This is a genomic window from Streptomyces sennicomposti (assembly GCF_019890635.1).
Taxonomy (GTDB): Bacteria; Actinomycetota; Actinomycetes; order Streptomycetales; family Streptomycetaceae; genus Streptomyces; species Streptomyces sennicomposti.
In genome coordinates this window covers 30810-50343 of the sequence record NZ_JAIOAB010000014.1, presented here as the reverse complement: position 1 = coordinate 50343, position 19534 = coordinate 30810, and the positions used below count along the sequence as shown (strand labels likewise).

Genomic DNA, 19534 nt, shown 5'->3' with positions numbered 1-19534 from the left:
CCCATGAACGACATCGTCACTGTTCAGGACGCTGTTACGGCGTTCGCGGACTGGATCGAGCCGACGGCCGCCGAGCTGGACGCGGTCGAGGCGGAGATGCCCGTGATCCTCGCGGACATCGAACTGCTCGACGCGCACATCGCCACCCTGGACCGCACGCCGACCGAGCTGGACGCCCGCCGCATCCGCCGCGCCCGCCGCCGGGCGCTGGCCGCCCGCGTCGCGCTCCTCAACCACACCGCCGGCGCGAGCCTGCCGGGTGGTGCCGCATGAGCGCCACCGCCGGACGGGACCTGATGGCCGCGCACGCCGAGGTGAAGGCGGAGATCGCGCGGACGGACAGCAAGACCGCGCTGCTGCTGGCGTTCGTTGGCGCGGTGCTCGCCGGGACCTGGTCGCTCGCCCGCGACCTGCCGCTGACCGTCCCGGCCGCCGTCGTCGGCGGGCTCGGTATGGCCGTGCTGATCGGCGCGGCCGGGCTGTTGCTGCGCTCGGTCCGCCCGAACCTGCGCGGCCGGCACGGTTTCCCGCTGTGGGCCACCCTGGCCCCCGACCAGATCAGCGATGCCGTCACCCGCGACCTGGCCGCCGACGTGGCCGGGCTGTCGCGGCTGGCGGTCGCCAAGTTCACCTGCCTGCGCCGCGCGGTCGATCTCACCATGGCCGGCGGCGCGCTGCTCATCCTCGCCGTCCTGCTCACCCTGGGGGGTGCGGCGGCATGAGGGGCCGGACGGTACTGCCGGCCGTCGCGATGACGGCCGTGTCCATGGTGTTGACCCTGGCTGTGGTCGTGATGTGGCTGGGCGGGGCGGTGCCGTGGCCGGTCGCCCTGGTCGTCGGTCTGGGGATCGACGGGGGTTGGCTGGCCACCCTCGCGTACGAACGCCGCCTCGCCGCGCAGGGCGACCACAGCCACGCCGTGATCGCGGTCGGCTGGTGCTTCGGCCTGCTCGCCGCCGGCGTCCTGGTCGCCCACGCCCTCACCACCGACGGCTCCGCCGCCGCGTGGCTCGCGGTCGCCTGGCTGCCCATCGCCGCGAAAGCCTTGTGGCTGGTGCACGGGCTGTGGGAGCGGACCGCGCTCACCGACACCGCCCTGAACGCGATCCGCGGCATCCAGCAGGAAGCCCGCGACGAGGCGGCCGTGGCCCGCGCCCGACTGAGGGCGGAAGCGGCCACCGAGGAGACCCGGTTGACGGCCGTCACGGCGGCCGGCGCGCGTGTCGCACGCGTCCAGGCGAAGACCGCCGAGACACTGTCGAAGGCGTGGACGACGCTGGAGACGGCGCGGGCGGGCGAGGACACGAGCAGGGCGCTGACCTGCGTGACGACCCCCGTCACACCTGGCGTCACGGCCCGCTGGGAACTGCCCGTGTGGGGTCCCACCGAGCCCGTTCCAGCGCTGGAGTCGGCACCCGCACTCACCGATGACGCGCTGGACACGCTGGTCGATCAGATCCGGCACAGCCAGACTCCCCCGCTGTCCTACCGCGAGATGGCCACCCGGTTCCGGGCCGCCGGCCACTCCGCGTCCGAGGTCCGGCTGCGGGCCGCGTGGAAGCGGGTGGTCGCGTGAGCCCGCTCAATCTCCTGGCCGTGTCGGCGGTCCTGGCTGCGGGCTGGGCAGTCCACACCGTGTGGATGGTGCGGCGTCTGCGTACCGCTCGCCGTGACCCGTTGACCGGGTTATGGACGCGGGACGCCTTCACCCGCCGCGCCCGTCGCCTGCTGCGCGACCGGCGGGCGGTCGTCGTCCTGGCCGATGTGGACCGCTTCAAGCAGGTCAACGACACCCACGGCCACGCCGTCGGTGACGCCCTGCTCGCCGCGACGGCCGCGCGGCTGGCCCATGGGGTCGGCCGGGGCGGGGTGGCGGGCCGGTTGGGCGGGGACGAGTTCGCCGCCGTGTTCATCGACCGCGACCACGCCGCCGGCCAGCGCCTCGAAACCCTCGCCCGCGTCCTGGCTCGCCCCGCCGATACCGCGCCCGAGGTGCACACGTCGGTGTCGCTGGGCTGGGTCCGCCGCGCCGACCACCCGAGCGAGGATCTGTCCGGGCTGCTGCGGCGCGCGGACGAGGCCATGTACGCGGCGAAACGCTCGTCTTCCCGTATCCGCCGCGCCCGCCTGGGCCGGATGCTCGCCTCCGTCGCCGGACGGCGGCCCGGACGCCGGGGCGCCGCATGAGCACCTTGCCTGTCTACCGCTGGCGCCTGGCCCCGGACGGGTACGCCACCCGCCGCCAGCTCCGCGCCCGCGGCCTGCGCCCGGGTGGTCAGGACGTGGCGGCGCAGCTCGAACGGCCGCGCCGCCGCCGGCCGCCCCTGGTCGCCCACCTCTACCGCGTCGACCTGGCCAAGCCCGTCCGCCCCATGACGGCGGCGAAGTGGGCGGCCCTGGCCCGCGCCAACGCCGCCCGCCGCACCTGCCCCGAGTGCCGCCGGGATGCCGGATACGTCATCCCGCCCACGCTCGGCATGTGCGTTCCCTGCGACTCCCGAAGGAGTGCCTGAGCATGCGCAACGCCGATATCCGCCGTCTGGAGCGCGAGATCCAGTCCGTGACGAAGAAGTTGGAAGCGGTCCGCCGGGGTGAGTGGTGGCCGCTGAACGGCAGTGAGCGGCGGGCGATGGCCCGCGCCCTGGCCGGCGGCGCCTACCGGGCCGGCCGTGGCCGCAGCACCGACCGCGCCGAACAGCGCATCGACACGCTCGGGTCGGCCGCCGAGACGCGGCTGACCGCTGAGCTGTCCGCGCTGCACGCCGAGCGGCAGCGGCTCATCACCGAGGCCGCCCGTGCCAAGGCGGCCAAGAAGTCGTCCGGTTGGTTCTGATCCGTTCGCCCCGGTGCCGGGGTGGCCGCCTCTTTCCACGGACACGGCCACCCCGGCTCACCCCTCACTCCCGCCCCCTGCCGGGGGCAGTCAGGAGAGCTTCCAGCATGTCTGAGAACGTCGTTCACCTCCACAAGCACACCGACCCGCCGGCCCCGGACGCGGCGCCCACGGTGCTGACGGTCGTCCCCGACACCCCGCCCGCGCGGCCCGTGCCGCTGTGGGTGCGCTCCGGCCGCGCGGTGAAGACGGCCGTCACGCATGAGACAACCCGGGCGACGGTGCGGGCGGCTGCCCGGCACAGCCTCTACACCCTCAACGGCGGGCGGATCGTGGCCCGTCGCGCCTGGGACGGCCGCACCGGCGCCCGCTACGAGCGGATGATCCGTGCCGCCGAAGCCGCGGGGAACCTGGAAGCGGCCGAGGAGTGGGAGGAGCGCCTGACGCGGTTCCGCGCCGCCCGCCACCACCGCCGCATGGACCTGCTCCACTCCCCGGTGGAGGCCGCCAAGGGGGTGGCCGTCGGTGCGGGCATGAGCATCGGCGTCCTGGTCGCCCTCGGTGTCGTCATGGCCCTGAACACGCACCACGTCGGCGACGTGATCACGCCCCTGTCCGCGACGATCGACTTCATCGCCCTGCTCATCCGAATCGTGCACATCGTGTGGGGTCCCGCGCTTACGATCGGCCCGTTCCTGGGTCTGCTGGCCCTGTGGTCGGTCGGCCGTAAACAGCAGGCCGCACCCGCCTGGGCACTCCCGGCCAACGAGCGGTCCGGGGAGGGTGAGCCGATCACGCCGTCGATCGTGGTCAAGGCCCTGCGCGACCTCGGGGTACCCGCGCTGCGCAACGCGATCAAGGAGATGGGCGACGCCGGCGCGTCCATGCTCGGACCGATCCGGATTGCCGGATGCGGTGTCGAAGTCGACGTGACCCTGCCGTCCGGGGTGTCCACGATCGAGGTGCAGAACCGGCGCCGCAAGCTCGCGGAGAACCTGACCCGGCACGAACACGAAGTGTTCATCACCATCCCGACCGCCGCCCGCACGGTGCGGCTGTGGATCGCCGACTCCGGGGCGCTCGATGAGCCGATCGGCCCGTCTCCGCTGGTCACGGATGACACCCTGACCGCCGACTACGCCAAGGGAAAGGCCCCGTGGGGCCAGGACCTGCGCGGCGAGGCGGCGGCGCTGAGCCTGTATCAGCGGCACCTGCTCATCACCGGGTTGTCCAACCAGGGCAAGACGGCCGCGCTGCGTGCGCTCGCTCTGTGGCTGGCCCTGGACCGCACGGTCGAGTTCCGGATTGCCGACCTGAAAGGCGCGGGCGACTGGGCCATGTTCGACGGGCTCGCCACGGTGCTGATCCAGGGGCCGACCGATGACCACGTGATCGAGGCGACCGAGATGGTCGAGGGCGGTGTGGAGGAGATGGAGCGCCGCCTGACCGCGCCGGCCGGGACCGACTTCCCGCCGCTGATCCTGCTGGTGGATGAGGCGCAGGTGGCGTTCATGTGCCCGGTCAAGGACGCGGACAAGCGCCCGTACGGCGGGAGCAAGGCCACGTCCCGGTACTTCATGGCCGCGCGGAAGATCCACAACCAGGGGCGGGCCGTGAACGTGCTGCTGTGGCAGGGCACGCAGGACCCCACCGACCAGAACCTTCCCAAGCTGGTCCGCGAGGGCGCCCACACCCGCGCCTCCCTCGCCCTGGGCACGGAGTCGCAGGCGCGCATGGCGCTGGGGGACAAGGCCGTCGACGGCGGCGCCGCCCCGAACCTGCTGCGCCCGGGGCTGGACAAGGGCACGGTCGTCGTCGCCTCCGACGGCATCGCCATCCCGGCCGGCCAGTCGTCCATCACGGTGCGCACGCACTACATCGACACCGACACCGCGGCCGAGGTGGCCGAGCGGGCGAAGCGGATGCGTGACGGCGTCACGACCCTGCACGTGATCGAGCGGGGCGAGGAACACGACCCGCTCGCCGACATCCTCGCCGTCCTCGGTGACGCGCCGCGCGTGCTCACCGCCGACGTCCTCAAGCGGCTCACCACGCTGAACCAGGACGCCTACGGCGGCTGGACACCCGGCGACCTCAAGCGGGTGCTGGAGGACGTGGGGGCGGAGCCGTACAAGTCCGACGGGCGCATGGTCGTCGGCCGCGACCGCGTCGCCCGTGCCCTCGCCAACCGCGACACCGACGGTTCCGCTTCCGCCGCCGAGTAGAGGGAACCGCACCCGGTCCGGGTCAGGGAGGCAGGGAGAACTCCCTTACCGCCTCCCTGACCCGCATCCCTGGCCCTGACCAGCGTAAATGATCGTCCAGGGAGTCAGGGAAGCGCCCTGGCCGGCACCCCCGAAACCCCCTTCACAGCCACCCTGGCAGGGGGTGGCCCCGCCTCCCTGACCAAGCACCGGAAGGGATTCCGCATGCACCCCGAGAACACCGGCCACGCGCCCGCCGTGCGGGCCGTGGAAGTCCACCGGCCCACCCCGCTCACGCCTACCGCCCCGGCCGCGCCGCTCACCCCCGTACAGCCGGGCACCGTGCCGGCGGTGGCGAGCATCGTCCTGCCGGATGGGCGGGTCGTCACCGGCTACGCCGTCCACCCCGCACAGCCCGAACTGGTCGCAGCCAAGCCGGCCGTCTCCCGCACAGCCGTGAACATCGCCCTCGGCGGCATCGGGTTCGGCGCGGTGTGCGGCGGGCTGTTCCTGCTGACCGCGTTCATCGCCGCCCTGACCGCGTTCATCACCCAGCTCATCATCCTGGCCGCCGTCATCTTCGGCGGCTGGATCGCCGTCCAGGTCTTCAGCGCGAGCGGCCACAAGGGCGGCACCACGGTCAACATCCGCAAGGCCGTGATCAAGCGCAACCACTTCCACGGCTAGACGCCAACGGCGGCCCCACCTCTCGCCAAAGAACCGGGGTCGCCGTTGCCCACCTGCCCACAACAGACCAGTGGAGGTCTCCAGCATGACCCAACCCACCCCCATCCAGCGAGTGCCCGAACCCCTGCGGACCGCGCTGACCCTCGCCGCCAACGGCGTGCCCGTCCTGCCACTGCGCGCAGGGAAGGCACCGTTCGGCAACTGCCACCGCTGTGCGGGCAACGCATGCGGCGGCCGGCCGAACATGAAGACCGCCGGGCCGTGCCGGTGCCCCGGCGTCTGCCACGCCTGGGCCGCCGCGACCACCGACCCAGATGTCCTTACCTCCCCGGCGTGGTCGGCCGCGTGGCGGCGAGCCGTCACGGTCGCCTACCACCCCGGCGCCGCCGGTTTGACCGTAGTCGACCTGGACGACGCGGCGGCCGTCGACTGGGCACGCGCCACCCTGCCCGCCACCCGGACCGTGCCGACGACGCGCGGTGAGCACTGGATCTACCGGGGCGTGATGACGTCGCACAACGGCGTGCGGCCCGGGGTCGACATCAAGTCGGTCATGGCCTATGCCCGCTACCTCGGACCCGGCACCGGTACCCTGACCGGCCTTCCCGACGCCGTCCGCGCGCTGGCCGTGAAGGAACCGCCCGCTGTCCGGCCGGCACCCGGCTCCGTCGCCGTGCCCGCACGGTCCGGGAGCGGGCAGTGTCCGCACCGCACGCCCGTCTTCCTGGAACGCGGCATCGCCATGGCCGAACAGCGCATCACGCAGGCCACCAGCGCCGTGCATGCCACGGTCTACGGGGCGTTCCTGGCGGTGCTGTCCACGCACGGCCGGTGCGGCTGCCTCGCCGACTCCCACGTCGCTCGCCTGTTCGCCGCCGCGCAGGCCAGGGGCGAGTCCCTGCGGCACTGCACCGACGCCTGGGCCAACGCCCGCGCCACGTTGGGGCTGTGACCATGGCCGACGACGAGAAGAACCCGGCCCGCGAGGTCATCACCGACTACGCGCAATCCCACTTCCGCTACTTCCGCACCGCCGACGGCACCGTGTACGCGCAGCGCAACGGCCACCCTGTGGCCCGCCCGATCCGCTCGCAGGGCACGACGGGAAGTCACCGGCAGGAACTCATGGTCGGACTCTTCCGGGACGGTGTCGGCGTGTTCAACGGCACCGCCATGAAAGAGGCCCTGGACCTGATCGAAGCACTGGCGATGACGGAGGATGTGCAGCCGGTGCACATCCGCGTCGCGCCCGGGTTCGACGGGGCGACGTGGCTGGACCTGGGCCGCAGCGACGGGCAGTCCGTCCGCATCCACCCCACCGGCTGGGACATCCGCATCCCCGACCCGCAGGAAGTCTGCTGGCGACGTACCCAGCTCACCGGGGAACTGCCCCTGCCGGTCAAGGACACGGACGGCAAGGGCATCGACCTTCTGATGCGGCTGTGCAACTTCGCCACCGCCGAGACCGAGTGCCTGGCCATCGCCTGGCTCATCGGCTGTCTCGCCCCGTCCGTGCCCGTCCCGGCCCCGTTCCTCACCGGGCCGCAGGGCGCGGGCAAGTCCACTGGCGGGCGGATGCTCGTGCGGATCATCGAGGGCATGACCGGGGACCTGCGCCGGGCACCGAAGGATGAGGAGAACCTGATCACGGCGGTGGCGGCCGGCTGGGTCACCGCCCTGGACAACCTCTCCCACCTGACCCCGGAACTGTCCGATGCGATGTGCTGCATCGTGACCGGCGCGGAGAACGTCAAGCGCGCGCTGTTCACCGACGGGGACGTCTTCCGGGTCGGCTACCGTCGGCCGCTGCTGCTGACCGGCATCGACGTCGGTGTCCTCCGGGGCGACCTCGCCGAACGGCTCCTGCCGCTGAGGCTGGAACGCCCCCGCGTCAGGCGCACCGAGACGGAACTGTGGTCCGACTTCGCCGAGGCGCTGCCGGTCATCCTCGGCTCGCTCCTGGACCTCACCGTGCAGGTCCGGGCGGCTGAGGCGGACACCCCGACCGACCTGCGGATGGCCGACTTCGCGCACCTGTGCGCGCAGCTCGACGCCGCCACCGGTCTCGGGGCGCTCGCCGCGTACCGGGCCAGTCTGGACGACCTCAACGACGACGTCATCGAGGGCGACCTGCTGGCGCAGACCACGATCAAGCACGCCGCCGGCATGGAGCCGGGGACCGAGCAGCGGATGACGTCCGCCGAATGGCTGCACGCCCTCACGGGCCTCTACACGGGCGAGGAGTGCCGCCCTCTGCCCAAAGGGTGGCCCACGACCGGCAAGGTGCTCTCTGACCGCCTCAAGCGCCTACAGCCCACCCTCGCCGCCCGGGGCGTCCTCATCGACTGGGGCCGCACCAAGTCGTCCCGCTACATCGAGATCGCGCGGCCGGCCGCCGACCCGACCGCGCACGAGCAGCAACCGGCGTTCTGACCCGGTGGCCGATCACCCGGACAAGCAAGAGGAGCACCCGGCGCCGCGTGCTCCTCTTGCTGTTCGGCGGCGGCGCCGCCCTGCGAGGGTCGCGCCGCGAAGCGGCCCGGTCTTCACTCTCTGAGCCGCCGCACCGCAACAGACACCACCCCCTCTTTTTCCGAAGTAGGAAGACGCTGCGTCACCTGCGTCACCCACACCCCGAAAACGGCCGGTGACCAGCCCGAAGACGGGTGACGCAGACGGCCGATCCCTGCGTCACCCCGCGTCACCTGCGTCACCCGATGACGGAGGCCTGCGTCACCCGATGACGGAGGCCTGCGTCACCGATGACGCAGGCCCACCGCGCTGCGTCACCACGGAGCCGCAGGTCAGGTGCCCGAATGACGCAGATGACGCAGGTGACGCAGAAATCCGCGCCTCGGACACACGCGCACCCAGCACCGGCCCTTGAGGACTGCCCACAGGAGTGCCCACATGAGCGTCACCGACCTGGACACCACCCGACTCGCCAAGGCCAACGGTCCGGCCCCCGTTCTCCTGACCGTCGAAGAGGCTGCCCGATGCCTCCGCATCGGCCGCACCACCTGCTACGCCCTCATCCGCACCGGAGAACTGGAGTCCCTGACCATCGGCGGACTCCGACGCGTCCCCGCCGACGCCCCGGCCGCCTACCTCGCCCGCCGCCGCGCCGAGCAGCGCGCCGCCTGATCACCTGCCCCGCACCGGGACGCCACCCCGCTTGGAGGTGGCGTCCCGGACTGCTTCCACATCCCACCTGAAGGAGTCCGTCTGTGGCGGAAGAGAAGAAGCGCACTCGGCAACCCAACGGCCGCAGCTCCATCTACCTGGGCAAGGACGGCAAGTGGCACGGCCGCGTGACCGTCGGCATCCGTGACGACGGTCGGCCCGACCGCCGCCACGTCGAACGCAAGACCCGAGCCGAGGTGACCGCTGCCGTTCGTGAGCTGGAGAAGCAGCGTGACGCCAAGACCGTGAAGAAGCCGGGTAAGGCCTGGACGGTCAAGGCGTGGCTGACGCACTGGATCGAGAACGTTGCGCCCCTCGCCGTCAACGACAACACGATGGTCGGATACGGCGTCGCCGTGCGGAAGCACCTGATCCCCGGGTTGGGGGCTCACCGTCTCGACAGGCTCAAGCCCGAGCACATCGAGGCGTTCTACGCCAAGATGCAGGCCAACGGCAGCAAGCCCGCGACCGCTCACCAGGTGCACCGAACCTTGCGCACCGCCCTCAATGAGGCCGTGCGCCGCGGTCATCTCGGCAAGAACCCGGTTCAGTTGGCCAAGGCCCCCAAGACGGGGGAGTACGAGGTGGAGCCCTACACCGTCCAAGAGGTACAGCGGTTGCTCAAGGCCGCTGAGCAGCACCGCAATTCTGCCCGCTGGGCCGTCGCCCTCGCCCTCGGACTGCGCCAGGGGGAAGTGCTCGGGCTGAGGTGGGAGGACGTGGACCTTGACGGTGGGTTTCTTGTGGTCCGGCGCAGCCGACACCGGCCGCAGTACGCCCACGGGTGCGTGGACCCCTGTGGGCGCAAGGCTGCCGGGTACTGCCCGCAGAGGCGTCGCACGAACCCGGAGTTGGCCACCACCAAGTCACGCGCCGGCCGCCGCGCCGTCGGGTTGCCCGAACAGCTCGTTGACCTACTTCGCGCACACCTCAAGGCGCAGGAAGAAGAGCGGGTGGTGGCCGGGAAGCGCTGGGAGGAGAACGGGTTGGTCTTCCCAGACGAACACGGCCGTAGCCCGTCCCACCGCCGGGACTGGGCCGAGTGGAAGACGCTCCTCAAAGAAGCGAATGTCCGAGACGGACGCCTTCACGATGCCCGCCACACGGCCGCGACGGTTCTGCTGATTCTGGGTGTCCCGGAACGGGCCGTCATGGGCCTCATGGGGTGGTCGACCACCGCCATGGCCGCCCGGTATCAGCACATGGTGGACGCCGTGCGGGCCGACGTGGCCCGGCAAGTCGATGGGCTGATCTGGAAGCCTGAGACGGTTCGCCCGGACGGTGACGATGGCGGCGCGGCTGGCGCGCTCGTACCGGCCAACTGAGACGGGAACTGAGACGGACGGCTGAAAGGGCGGCACTCCCTGAGGAGTGCCGCCCTCTCGTTCTGTCTGGTCAGGCCAGGTAGAGGCCGTGGCGGGAATTGAACCCGCGTACCTCGCTTTGCAGGCGAGTCCCTCGGCCACTCGGGCACACGGCCAGGTCGGGGAGCTGTTCGCTCGTTCCGAACTCGGTACGTCGACCGTAGGCGGCCGGGGAGGGGCGGCTCAAGGGACGGGCCGGTGGTGCAACGGGACTGCCATACGCCGTTCATGAAAGGGCGGGGAGGGGGATCCCCGGCGGGCGGGGCGTACGACCAAGGTCGCAGGCGGGTCCGGGCTTCCGACAGGAGTCAAAGTCGGCGGCGGACCTTACGCTGACGGCCATGACCGTCCTCGAACCACGCGACAAAGACGTCGCGGCCGCCGCCTCCCCCGACGCCCCCGGCCTGCGGGAGCAGCCCGCCGACACCGTGCTCGGGCGGGCCTACCGGGCGCTCAGCGTCGGGATCGTCTCCGTCGTGCTGCTGATCGCCTTCGAGGCGACCGCCGTCGGCACGGCGATGCCGGTCGCGGCGCGGGAACTGCACGGGGTGCCGCTGTACGCGTTCGCGTTCTCGGGGTACTTCACGACCAGCCTGTTCGGGATGGTCCTCGCCGGGCAGTGGGCGGACCGGCGCGGACCGCTCGGCGCGCTCACCGCGGGGATCGGGGCGTTCGCGGCCGGGCTGCTGCTGGCCGGGACCGCGGTCACCATGGGGGTGTTCGTCCTGGGGCGCGCCGTGCAGGGACTCGGCGGCGGGCTGGTGATCGTCGCCCTGTACGTCGTCGTCGGCCGCGCCTACCCCGAGCGGCTGCGCCCGGCGATCATGGCGGCGTTCGCGGCGGCCTGGGTGGTGCCGTCGATCGTCGGCCCGCTCGCCGCGGGCGCGGTCACCGAGCACCTCGGCTGGCGCTGGGTGTTCGTCGGCATCCCGGTCCTGGTGGTGTTCCCGCTGGCGATCGCCCTGCCGCAGATACGGCGGCGGGCCGCCGGGCCGGTGGGGGAGACGGCCGGGGAGGCCGGGGAGTCGTTCGACGCGCGGCGCATCCGGCTCGCCCTCGGCATCTCGCTGGGCGCGGGACTCCTCCAGTACGCGGCGCAGGACCTGCGCTGGATCTCCCTGCTGCCGGGGGCCGCGGGGGCCGCGCTGCTGGTGCCCGCCGTGCGGGGGCTGCTGCCGCGCGGCACCTACCGGGCGGCGCGCGGCCTGCCCTCGGTGGTGCTGCTGCGCGGGGTCGCGGCCGGGTCCTTCGTCGGCGCCGAGTCCTTCGTGCCGCTGATGCTGGTCACCCAGCGCGGGCTGTCCCCGACGCTGGCCGGCTTCTCGCTCGCGGCCGGCGGGGCCACGTGGGCGCTCGGCTCGTGGGTGCAGTCGCGGCCGGCCGCGGGGCCGTACCGGGAGCGGCTGATGACGCTCGGGATGGTGCTGGTGGCGGCGGCGATCGCCACCGCGCCCAGTGTGCTGATCCACTCCGTGCCGGTCTGGACGGTCGCCGTCGCCTGGGGCTTCGGCTGCTTCGGCATGGGCCTGGTGATCGCCTCCACCAGCGTGCTGCTGCTCCAGCTCTCCGCGCCCGAGGAGGCCGGCGCGAACTCCGCCGCCCTCCAGATGTCCGACGCCCTGGCCAACGTCGTCCTGCTGGCGATCGGCGGCGCGGCGTTCGCGGCGCTCGGCGGCGGGACGGCGGCCCACACGACGACCGCCACGTCGCCGGTCCCCCCGGCCGCCTTCGCGGCGGTCTTCCTGCCGATGGCGGCGGTGGCGCTGACGGGGGCGTGGGTGACGAGGCGGTTGCATGCCCACTCCTGAGTGGTACCACTCTGGCCCCACCGGGTGGTACCGTTCTGGTATGGCCATGAACCTGCGTCTCCGCGACGACCAGACGGAAGCCCTGAAGATACGAGCCGAAGAGGAGGGCGTCAGCATGCACGCGATACTGCTGCGCGCCGTGGACGACTACCTCGCCAGGACCGCGCACGAGGCCCTGGTCCGGAAGGCCGCCAAGGAGCAGACCGCCAAGTGGGCCGAACTGCTGGAGCGGCTCAAGTGACGTTCATCTATCTGTCCGCCGAGGACGTCCTGGCCATCGCCGCACTCGCCGTCGATGACCAGGACGTCGTCGTACGGGACGCGGGCCTGCTGGAGTCGGCCGTGCACCGGCCGTCGGCCGCGATGTTCGGGCAGGAGGCCTACCCCGACCTGCTGGACAAGGCGGCGGCCCTCCTGCAGTCCCTGGCGATCAACCATCCCTTCGTCGACGGGAACAAGCGCACGGCCTGGACCTCCTGTGTCGTGTTCCTGGCCCTGAACGACGTGCAGCTGCGCCCCGACATCGACGCGGCGGAACGCCTCGTCATCGCCGTCGCCACCGGTGCGATGGACGAGGTCAAGGCGATCGGCGAGGCGCTGCGGGAGCTCGCGGAGTGAGCCGTGTGAGCTGAGTCCCATCGCGTGGTCGCGCCGCGTTGTTCGCGCGTCGGCACCGCCGGGCCGCCGGTAGGGTGGCCCGGTTGTCATACGTAGCCGAGCCCTCAGCACTGCGAACCGGAGACCGTGACTACTACTGCCCCCTCCTCCCACCACCTTTCGCCTGCCTTCCCCGGCCGTGCCCCCTGGGGCACCGCCGGCAAGCTGCGTGCCTGGCAGCAGGGCGCGATGGAGAAGTACCTCCAGGAGCAGCCGCGCGACTTCCTCGCGGTCGCCACCCCCGGCGCCGGAAAGACCACCTTCGCCCTCACCCTCGCCTCCTGGCTGCTGCACCACCACGTCGTCCAGCAGGTGACCGTGGTCGCGCCCACCGAGCACCTGAAGAAGCAGTGGGCGGAGGCCGCCGCGCGCGTGGGCATCAAGCTGGACCCGGAGTACAGCGCGGGCCCGCTGGGGCGGGAGTACGACGGCGTCGCCGTGACGTACGCCGGCGTCGGTGTGCGCCCCATGCTGCACCGCAACCGCGTCGAGCAGCGCAAGACCCTCGTCATCCTCGACGAGATCCACCACGCCGGTGACTCCAAGTCGTGGGGCGAGGCCTGCCTGGAGGCGTTCGAGCCCGCCACCCGCCGGCTCGCCCTCACCGGCACGCCCTTCCGCTCGGACACCAACCCGATCCCCTTCGTGACCTACGAGGAGGGCCAGGACGGCATCCGCCGCTCGTCCGCCGACTACACCTACGGCTACGGCTCCGCCCTCTCCGACGGCGTCGTCCGCCCGGTCATCTTCCTCTCCTACAGCGGCAACATGCGCTGGCGCACCAAGGCCGGCGACGAGATCGAGGCCCGCCTCGGCGAACCGATGACCAAGGACGCGATCAGCCAGGCCTGGCGCACCGCCCTCGACCCGCGCGGCGAATGGATGCCGGCCGTGCTGCGCGCCGCCGACCAGCGCCTGACCGAGGTCCGCAAGGGCATCCCGGACGCCGGCGCGCTCGTCATCGCCTCCGACCAGGACTCCGCCCGCGCCTACGCCAAGCTGATCCGCGAGATCACCGGCAAGGGCCCGACGGTCGTGCTCTCCGACGACGCCGGCGCCTCGAAGAAGATCGACGAGTTCAGCGCCGGCGACGACCGCTGGATGGTCGCGGTGCGCATGGTGTCCGAGGGCGTCGACGTGCCCCGCCTCGCGGTCGGGGTGTACGCGACGACCATCTCCACGCCGCTGTTCTTCGCCCAGGCCGTGGGCCGTTTCGTGCGGTCCCGGCGGCGCGGCGAGACCGCCTCCGTCTTCCTGCCGACCGTCCCCGACCTGCTCACCTTCGCCAACGAGATGGAGGTCGAGCGCGACCACGCCCTCGACAAGCCGAAGAAGGAGGGCGAGGAGGACCCGTACGCCGAGTCCGAGAAGGAGATGGAGGAGGCGAACCGGGAGCAGGACGAGGACACCGGCGAGCAGGACATGCTGCCGTTCGAGGCGCTGGAGTCCGACGCCGTCTTCGACCGCGTCCTCTACGACGGCGCCGAGTTCGGCATGCAGGCCCACCCCGGCAGCGAGGAGGAGCAGGACTACCTCGGCATCCCCGGACTGCTGGAGCCCGACCAGGTGCAGCTGCTGCTGCGGAAGCGGCAGGCCCGGCAGATCGCGCACAGCCGCAAGAAGCCGGACGACGAGGCCGACCTGCTCGAACTGCCCGCCGAGCGGCGGCCGGTGGTCACCCACAAGGAGATGATGGAGCTGCGCAAGCAGCTCAACACCATGGTCGGCGCCTACGTCCACCAGAGCGGCAAGCCGCACGGCGTGATCCACACCGAGCTGCGCCGGGTGTGCGGCGGCCCGCCGAGCGCGGAGGCCACGGCCGGGCAACTGCGCCAGCGCATCGCCAAGGTGCAGGAGTGGGCGACCCGGATGCGGTGACGCCCCCCTAGGGGGCGGGCGCGTTCCGTGCGTTCCGTGCGGCGTCCCGTATACGGCCCGCCCCGTCCGCCGGGCCGTATGGGGACGAATGATGGCAGGCCGGGGCCGCCCCTGCCCGGATTCTGGACGGAGACTTCCGCTCAGCGAACCGGCTTCGCTAGTGTCCCGCTACGCACACGCCCCGTGGCAGCGCCGCCGCGGAGCGCAGCCGTGAAGCGACCGAGTCCGGGACGGCCCGGACCGCCGGCCGATCGGCGGCCTCTGTCGCGCGTCACTGACGGGACTCGGTGACGCAACCGCCGCGACGGTCGCCGCCGACCTCACCACTTAAGGAGTGGGCGTCGTGACCGCGGAGACCTCTCAGACGCTCGACCGGGGCCTCAGGGTCCTCAAACTGCTGGCCGACACCGACCACGGGCTGACCGTCACCGAGCTGTCGCTGAAACTGGGCGTGAACCGTACCGTCGTGTACCGGCTCCTGGCCACCCTGGAACAGCACGCCCTGGTCCGCCGCGATCTCGGCGGCCGGGCCCGGGTCGGACTCGGCGTGCTGCGCCTGGGCCGGCAGGTGCATCCGCTGGTGCGCGAGGCGGCCCTGCCCGCGCTGCGCTCGCTGGCCGAGGACATAGGGGCGACGGCCCATCTCACGCTGGTGGACGGGGCGGAGGCGCTGGCCGTCGCCGTGGTCGAACCCACCTGGACGGACTACCACGTCGCCTACCGGGCCGGGTTCCGCCACTCGCTGGACCGGGGCGCGGCGGGCAAGGCGATCCTGTCCGCCCGCCGCCAGCCCATGGCCGAGCCCGGCTACACCCTCACCCACGGCGAGCTGGAGGCCGGCGCGTGCGGCGCGGCGGCGCCCCTGCTGGGCGTGACCGGCGTCGAGGGCAGCGTGGGCGTGGTGATGCTCGCCGACTCCGTGCCCGAGCGGGTGGGCCCCAGGGTGATGGACGCGGCCCGCGAGGTGGCCGAAGCGCTGCGGTGAGACGGCCGCCGGGAGACGGCCGCCGGGAGGCGGGCGGCGGCCGGGGGGCGGGGAGGCGGTGAAGTACGCGACGTGGTCCGTGCCGTGGCTGCGCCGCCGCTCGCGGGCGGCGACGGGCCGTGCGCGGGGGTCGCGTAGATTGACCCCGTGCTCTCTCGCCTCACACGCCCCCAGGCCGTAGCCGTCTGCGCGCTGCCCGTCGTGGCCCTCCTCGCCACGGCGGCCCTCGCACCGCTGCCGTTCTCGGTGGCGCAGCCGGGGTCCACGGCGGACGTGCTCGGGTCGTACAAGGGCAGCCAGGTGATCACCATCTCCGGCGCGCCCGTCCGGCACACCAGCGGGCAGCTGCGGATGACGACCATCGTGGCGACCGGCCCGGACGCGCACGTCTCGCTGGGCGACGTGGTGGACGGCTGGTTCGCCACCGACCGGGCGGTCATGCCGCGCGACGCGGTCTACCCGAGCGGCGACACCGTCAAGGAGATCGAGCGGCACAACAGCGAGCAGATGAAGCAGTCCCAGGACGCGGCCACCGAGGCCGCGCTGAAGTACCTGGGGCTGAGCGGCGACAAGGACATCAAGGTGTCGCTGAAGCTCGCCGACATCGGCGGCCCCAGCGCGGGCCTGCTGTTCACCCTCGGCATCATCGACAAGCTGCACGGCGCCGGCGACGGCGGCGACCTCACCGGCGGCCGCACCATCGCCGGTACGGGCACGATCGACGCCGACGGCACGGTGGGCGCGGTCGGCGGCGTGGCCCTCAAGACGCAGGCCGCCCGCCGCGACGGCGCCACCGTCTTCGTGGTCCCGAAGGCGGAGTGCGCCGACGCCGAGGCGGAGCTGCCGAAGGGGCTCCGGCTGATCCCGGTGACCACCCTCAAGGGTGCGGTGAACGCCCTGACGGCCCTGCGGACGGGCAAGGGCTCGATCCCGAGCTGCTGAGGCCGCCCGCCGGGTCTTTCGGTTCCGCAGGTCCCGCAGGTCTCCCGGGTTCAGGCGTGGGCGAGCGTCGGCTTCGGCGCGGTGGCCAGCCGCAGGCCGACCTCCACGAGGGTCCAGCCGAGCCGGGCCCGCAGCTCGCCCGGCCGCCCGGCCGCCGCGGCCGGACGGTGCGCCCCGGCCGCGGCGCGCAGTTCGGCGGCACGGGCGTGGTGCAGGATCAGATGGCACTCGGGATGCATCGCGGGGCCTCTCAGTCCGTATGGGTGGGGAAGACGTGGGTGTGGACGCGGACGCGCTCGGCGTCGGGGGCGTCCGCCGGCTCGGGCGGGTCGCGGTACTCGTCGACGAGCGCGTGCATGCGCGTGATGAGTTCGCGGGTGCGCTCGGGCGTGAGCCGCAGGGTCATGTCGCTCAGGTCGGAGGCGTGGGTCCAGGCCTCCGGCCAGGTGTGCCGGTTGCCGAGCCAGGTGGACAGCTCCTGGGTGTGCCGGGTCGCCACCTCGTGCATGACCATGTCGAGCGCGCCGCGCACGGCCGGGTCGGTGTCCGTGAACAACTCCTTCTCGAACACCAGCCCTTCGTGGGCCGCCCGCCACCACCGTTCGCGCCCCTTGCCGTGCTCGGGGGCGTCCTCCACGAAGCCGTGGGTCGCCAGCTGCCGCAGGTGGTAGCTGGTCGCACCGCTCGACTCGCCCAGTTTCTCGGCGAGTTGGGAGGCGGTGGCCGGGCCGCCGAAGCGCAGCGCGGTGAGCAGTTGCACGCGCAGCGGATGGGCGAGGCCGCGCAGTGAACGGGCGGTGAGGCGGTGGACGTTGTGCTTCGGGGACTCCGGGGACTCCGGGGACTCCGGGGGCTTCGGGGGCTTCGGGGACTCCGCGGGCGAGGGCTCCGTCATGCGTACAAAGGTAGCGTTGCAAAGGAATGCTTGCAACAGGTTCTTTGCAAGCATTCCTTTGGATCCCGGCGACGTTGGATCCCAGCGACGATGCCCCCGGCCTTCGGCCTTCGGCCTTCGGCCCGGGCCCCCGCCTCCGCCCCCGGCCTACTCCTCCTCCTCCGCCGCCTGTTCCACCAGCGGGATGATCCGCAGCGGCACCGGGTTCTCCATCACGATCGCCGTCGAGGCGCGGACGATGCCCTCGATCCCCACCACCCGGTCGATCACCCGCTGGAGGTCGGCGTTGGAGCGGGCCACCAGCCGGCACAGCATGTCGCCGGTGCCGGTGGTGGTGTGCAGCTCCAGCACCTCCGGCACGGTCGCCAGATGGGCCCGTACGCCCGCGCCCTGCCCCTGCCGGATCTGGAGGGTGGCGAACGCGGTCACCGGGTAGCCGAGCGCGGCCGGGTCCACCTCCGGGCCGAAGCCGCGGATCACCCCGTTCGCCTGGAGCCGGTCCATCCGGGCCTGTACGGTCCCGCGGGCGACCCCGAGTCGCCGGGACATCTCCAGCACGCCGATCCGCGGTTCGCGCGCCAGCAGCACGATGATGCGGCCGTCCAGATGATCGATCGCCACGAGCCCGCCTCCCGGGGTGGTCATCCTGTACAGAAAGCCCGCCAGTACGGGGCATCCACTGGTCACTTTGCCCAGTGAATACGCGAACTATTGCGCACCTTGCGGACCCGGGTGAACCTTCCGCTATGACGCAGACCACAGAGCACACTCCCGACGCGACCGCCCGGCAGGCCGACCCCTTCCCGGTCAAGGGAATGGACGCGGTCGTCTTCGCGGTGGGCAACGCCAAGCAGGCGGCGCACTACTACTCCACCGCCTTCGGCATGACCCTGGTGGCCTACTCCGGACCGGAGAACGGCAGCCGGGAGACCGCGAGCTACGTCCTGGAGAGCGGCTCCGCCCGCTTCGTGTTCACCTCGGTGATCAAGCCCGCCACCGAGTGGGGCTCCTTCCTCGCCCAGCACGTGGCCGAGCACGGCGACGGCGTCGTCGACCTCGCCATCGAGGTGCCGGACGCGCGCGCCGCGTACACGTACGCCGTCGAGCACGGGGCGCGCTCCGTGGCCGAGCCGTACGAGATCAAGGACGAGCACGGCACGGTGGTCCTGGCCGCGATCGCCACCTACGGCGAGACCCGCCACACCCTGGTCGACCGCTCCGGCTACACCGGCCCGTACCTGCCCGGCTACGTCGCCGCCAAGCCGATCGTCGAGCCGCCCGCCAAGCGCTCCTTCCAGGCCGTCGACCACTGCGTCGGCAACGTCGAACTCGGCCGCATGAACGAGTGGGTCGAGTTCTACAACAAGGTCATGGGCTTCACGAACATGAAGGAGTTCGTGGGCGACGACATCGCGACCGAGTACAGCGCGCTGATGTCCAAGGTCGTGGCCGACGGCACGCTCAAGGTCAAGTTCCCGATCAACGAGCCCGCCGTCGCCAAGAAGAAGTCCCAGATCGACGAGTACCTGGAGTTCTACGGCGGCGCCGGCGTCCAGCACATCGCGCTGAACAGCAACGACATCGTGCACACGGTGCGGCAGATGCGGGCGGCGGGCGTGGAGTTCCTCGACACGCCGGACAGCTACTACGACACGCTCGGCGAGTGGGTCGGCGACACGCGGGTGCCGATCGACACCCTGCGCGATCTGAAGATCCTCGCGGACCGCGACGAGGACGGCTACCTGCTGCAGATCTTCACCAAGCCGGTCCAGGACCGTCCGACCGTCTTCTTCGAGATCATCGAACGCCACGGCTCGATGGGCTTCGGCAAGGGCAACTTCAAGGCGCTGTTCGAGGCGATCGAGCGCGAGCAGGAGCGCCGCGGCAACCTCTGACACCCCGCCGCCCGAAGACCGGCGCGGCCTCCCCGGGCGGGCGGCCACACCGGTCTCCGGGCACGTCCCCGGCCCCGGGCGCCTGCCCCCTCCCAGGGGCGCGCCGGGTCTCGGGCACCTGCCCGCTCGTACGGGCGCGCGCCCTCACCTCACCCGCCCGCGCCCTGCCGCCTCACCCCGCCCCACCCCGTACCCCGCCCATA

The 19534-nt window shown here is 72.3% G+C and carries 22 protein-coding genes and 1 tRNA gene; 19 read left to right on the top strand and 4 right to left on the bottom strand.

The features are described 5' to 3' along the window. Nucleotides 1-3: 3 nt before the first annotated feature. The 12 genes from K7787_RS11045 to K7787_RS10990 all read left to right on the top strand — a co-directional run bounded on the left by K7787_RS11045 (nucleotide 4) and on the right by K7787_RS10990 (nucleotide 10232). The gene (locus K7787_RS11045; RefSeq protein WP_223001295.1) at nucleotides 4-273 is read left to right on the top strand and encodes a DUF6284 family protein; all 270 of its coding nucleotides are present in this window, start codon (nucleotides 4-6) and stop codon (nucleotides 271-273) included. Further along, entirely contained in the window at nucleotides 270-722 is a 453-nt protein-coding gene (locus K7787_RS11040) for a Pycsar system effector family protein (protein ID WP_223001294.1), read from the top strand. The genes K7787_RS11045 and K7787_RS11040 overlap by 4 nt, the downstream gene beginning before the upstream one ends. Next, on the top strand, nucleotides 719-1576 hold the full coding sequence (locus tag K7787_RS11035; protein WP_223001293.1) for a protein spdB: 858 nt from the start codon (nucleotides 719-721) through the stop codon (nucleotides 1574-1576). Before K7787_RS11040 ends, K7787_RS11035 begins: the two co-directional genes overlap by 4 nt. Then, entirely contained in the window at nucleotides 1573-2187 is a 615-nt protein-coding gene (locus K7787_RS11030; RefSeq protein WP_223001292.1) for a GGDEF domain-containing protein, read from the top strand. Before K7787_RS11035 ends, K7787_RS11030 begins: the two co-directional genes overlap by 4 nt. Continuing rightward, nucleotides 2184-2513 carry an RRQRL motif-containing zinc-binding protein gene (locus tag K7787_RS11025; protein ID WP_176149651.1) on the top strand — a complete coding sequence of 110 codons (330 nt, stop codon included), beginning with the start codon at nucleotides 2184-2186 and terminating at the stop codon, nucleotides 2511-2513. The genes K7787_RS11030 and K7787_RS11025 overlap by 4 nt, the downstream gene beginning before the upstream one ends. A 2-nt stretch (nucleotides 2514-2515) precedes the next feature. Further along, complete coding sequence (locus K7787_RS11020; protein ID WP_223001291.1) at nucleotides 2516-2833, top strand: hypothetical protein; 318 nt, start codon at nucleotides 2516-2518, stop codon at nucleotides 2831-2833. A gap of 107 nt (nucleotides 2834-2940) precedes the next feature. Continuing rightward, nucleotides 2941-5058, top strand: a complete 2118-nt coding sequence (locus K7787_RS11015) for an ATP-binding protein (RefSeq protein ID WP_223001290.1) — start codon at nucleotides 2941-2943, stop codon at nucleotides 5056-5058. Nucleotides 5059-5262: 204 nt separating this feature from the next. Next, nucleotides 5263-5724: a hypothetical protein gene (locus K7787_RS11010; RefSeq protein ID WP_223001289.1), complete on the top strand. Its 462-nt coding sequence runs from the start codon at nucleotides 5263-5265 to the stop codon at nucleotides 5722-5724. 85 nt (nucleotides 5725-5809) lie between these two features. Then, a complete protein-coding gene (locus tag K7787_RS11005) occupies nucleotides 5810-6676 on the top strand; it encodes a bifunctional DNA primase/polymerase (protein WP_223001288.1) in 867 nt (288 codons plus the stop codon). 2 nt (nucleotides 6677-6678) lie between these two features. After that, on the top strand, nucleotides 6679-8157 hold the full coding sequence (locus K7787_RS11000; RefSeq protein ID WP_223001336.1) for an AICE element replication initiation protein: 1479 nt from the start codon (nucleotides 6679-6681) through the stop codon (nucleotides 8155-8157). Nucleotides 8158-8634: 477 nt separating this feature from the next. Then, nucleotides 8635-8868, top strand: a complete 234-nt coding sequence (locus tag K7787_RS10995) for a helix-turn-helix domain-containing protein (RefSeq protein ID WP_223001287.1) — start codon at nucleotides 8635-8637, stop codon at nucleotides 8866-8868. 83 nt (nucleotides 8869-8951) lie between these two features. Further along, a complete protein-coding gene (locus tag K7787_RS10990) occupies nucleotides 8952-10232 on the top strand; it encodes a tyrosine-type recombinase/integrase (RefSeq protein WP_223001286.1) in 1281 nt (426 codons plus the stop codon). Nucleotides 10233-10315: 83 nt separating this feature from the next. On the opposite strand, the gene K7787_RS10985 is transcribed toward K7787_RS10990, so the two are convergent. Next, nucleotides 10316-10387, bottom strand: a tRNA-Cys gene (locus tag K7787_RS10985). A gap of 225 nt (nucleotides 10388-10612) precedes the next feature. On the opposite strand from K7787_RS10985, the gene K7787_RS10980 reads away from it, so the two are divergent. The 6 genes from K7787_RS10980 (at nucleotide 10613) to K7787_RS10955 (ending at nucleotide 16541) form a co-directional block, all read left to right on the top strand. Beyond that, entirely contained in the window at nucleotides 10613-12079 is a 1467-nt protein-coding gene (locus tag K7787_RS10980) for an MFS transporter (RefSeq protein ID WP_223001285.1), read from the top strand. Nucleotides 12080-12119: 40 nt separating this feature from the next. Next, complete coding sequence (locus K7787_RS10975) at nucleotides 12120-12320, top strand: ribbon-helix-helix protein, CopG family (RefSeq protein ID WP_019980634.1); 201 nt, start codon at nucleotides 12120-12122, stop codon at nucleotides 12318-12320. Next, the gene (locus tag K7787_RS10970; protein WP_019980633.1) at nucleotides 12317-12697 is read left to right on the top strand and encodes a type II toxin-antitoxin system death-on-curing family toxin; all 381 of its coding nucleotides are present in this window, start codon (nucleotides 12317-12319) and stop codon (nucleotides 12695-12697) included. The genes K7787_RS10975 and K7787_RS10970 overlap by 4 nt, the downstream gene beginning before the upstream one ends. Nucleotides 12698-12823: 126 nt before the next feature. Next, a complete protein-coding gene (locus K7787_RS10965; RefSeq protein ID WP_009188867.1) occupies nucleotides 12824-14614 on the top strand; it encodes a DEAD/DEAH box helicase in 1791 nt (596 codons plus the stop codon). 343 nt (nucleotides 14615-14957) lie between these two features. Further along, nucleotides 14958-15599 carry an IclR family transcriptional regulator gene (locus K7787_RS10960; protein WP_009188866.1) on the top strand — a complete coding sequence of 214 codons (642 nt, stop codon included), beginning with the start codon at nucleotides 14958-14960 and terminating at the stop codon, nucleotides 15597-15599. A gap of 147 nt (nucleotides 15600-15746) precedes the next feature. Next, nucleotides 15747-16541, top strand: coding sequence for a S16 family serine protease (locus tag K7787_RS10955; protein WP_169435742.1), 795 nt, complete (start codon nucleotides 15747-15749; stop codon nucleotides 16539-16541). A gap of 50 nt (nucleotides 16542-16591) precedes the next feature. On the opposite strand, the gene K7787_RS10950 is transcribed toward K7787_RS10955, so the two are convergent. From K7787_RS10950 to K7787_RS10940, 3 genes are all read right to left on the bottom strand, one after another. After that, a complete protein-coding gene (locus K7787_RS10950) occupies nucleotides 16592-16780 on the bottom strand; it encodes a hypothetical protein (protein ID WP_019980631.1) in 189 nt (62 codons plus the stop codon). 11 nt (nucleotides 16781-16791) lie between these two features. Next, nucleotides 16792-17436 (bottom strand): ArsR/SmtB family transcription factor, encoded by a 645-nt coding sequence (locus K7787_RS10945; RefSeq protein WP_223001284.1) that lies wholly within the window; start codon nucleotides 17434-17436, stop codon nucleotides 16792-16794. Between the two features lie 147 nt (nucleotides 17437-17583). Beyond that, nucleotides 17584-18057 (bottom strand): Lrp/AsnC family transcriptional regulator, encoded by a 474-nt coding sequence (locus K7787_RS10940; RefSeq protein ID WP_223001283.1) that lies wholly within the window; start codon nucleotides 18055-18057, stop codon nucleotides 17584-17586. A gap of 125 nt (nucleotides 18058-18182) precedes the next feature. Here K7787_RS10940 and hppD point away from each other — a divergent pair, with 125 nt between their 5' ends. Continuing rightward, the gene (hppD, locus tag K7787_RS10935) at nucleotides 18183-19331 is read left to right on the top strand and encodes a 4-hydroxyphenylpyruvate dioxygenase (protein ID WP_009188861.1); all 1149 of its coding nucleotides are present in this window, start codon (nucleotides 18183-18185) and stop codon (nucleotides 19329-19331) included. Nucleotides 19332-19534: the final 203 nt, after the last annotated feature.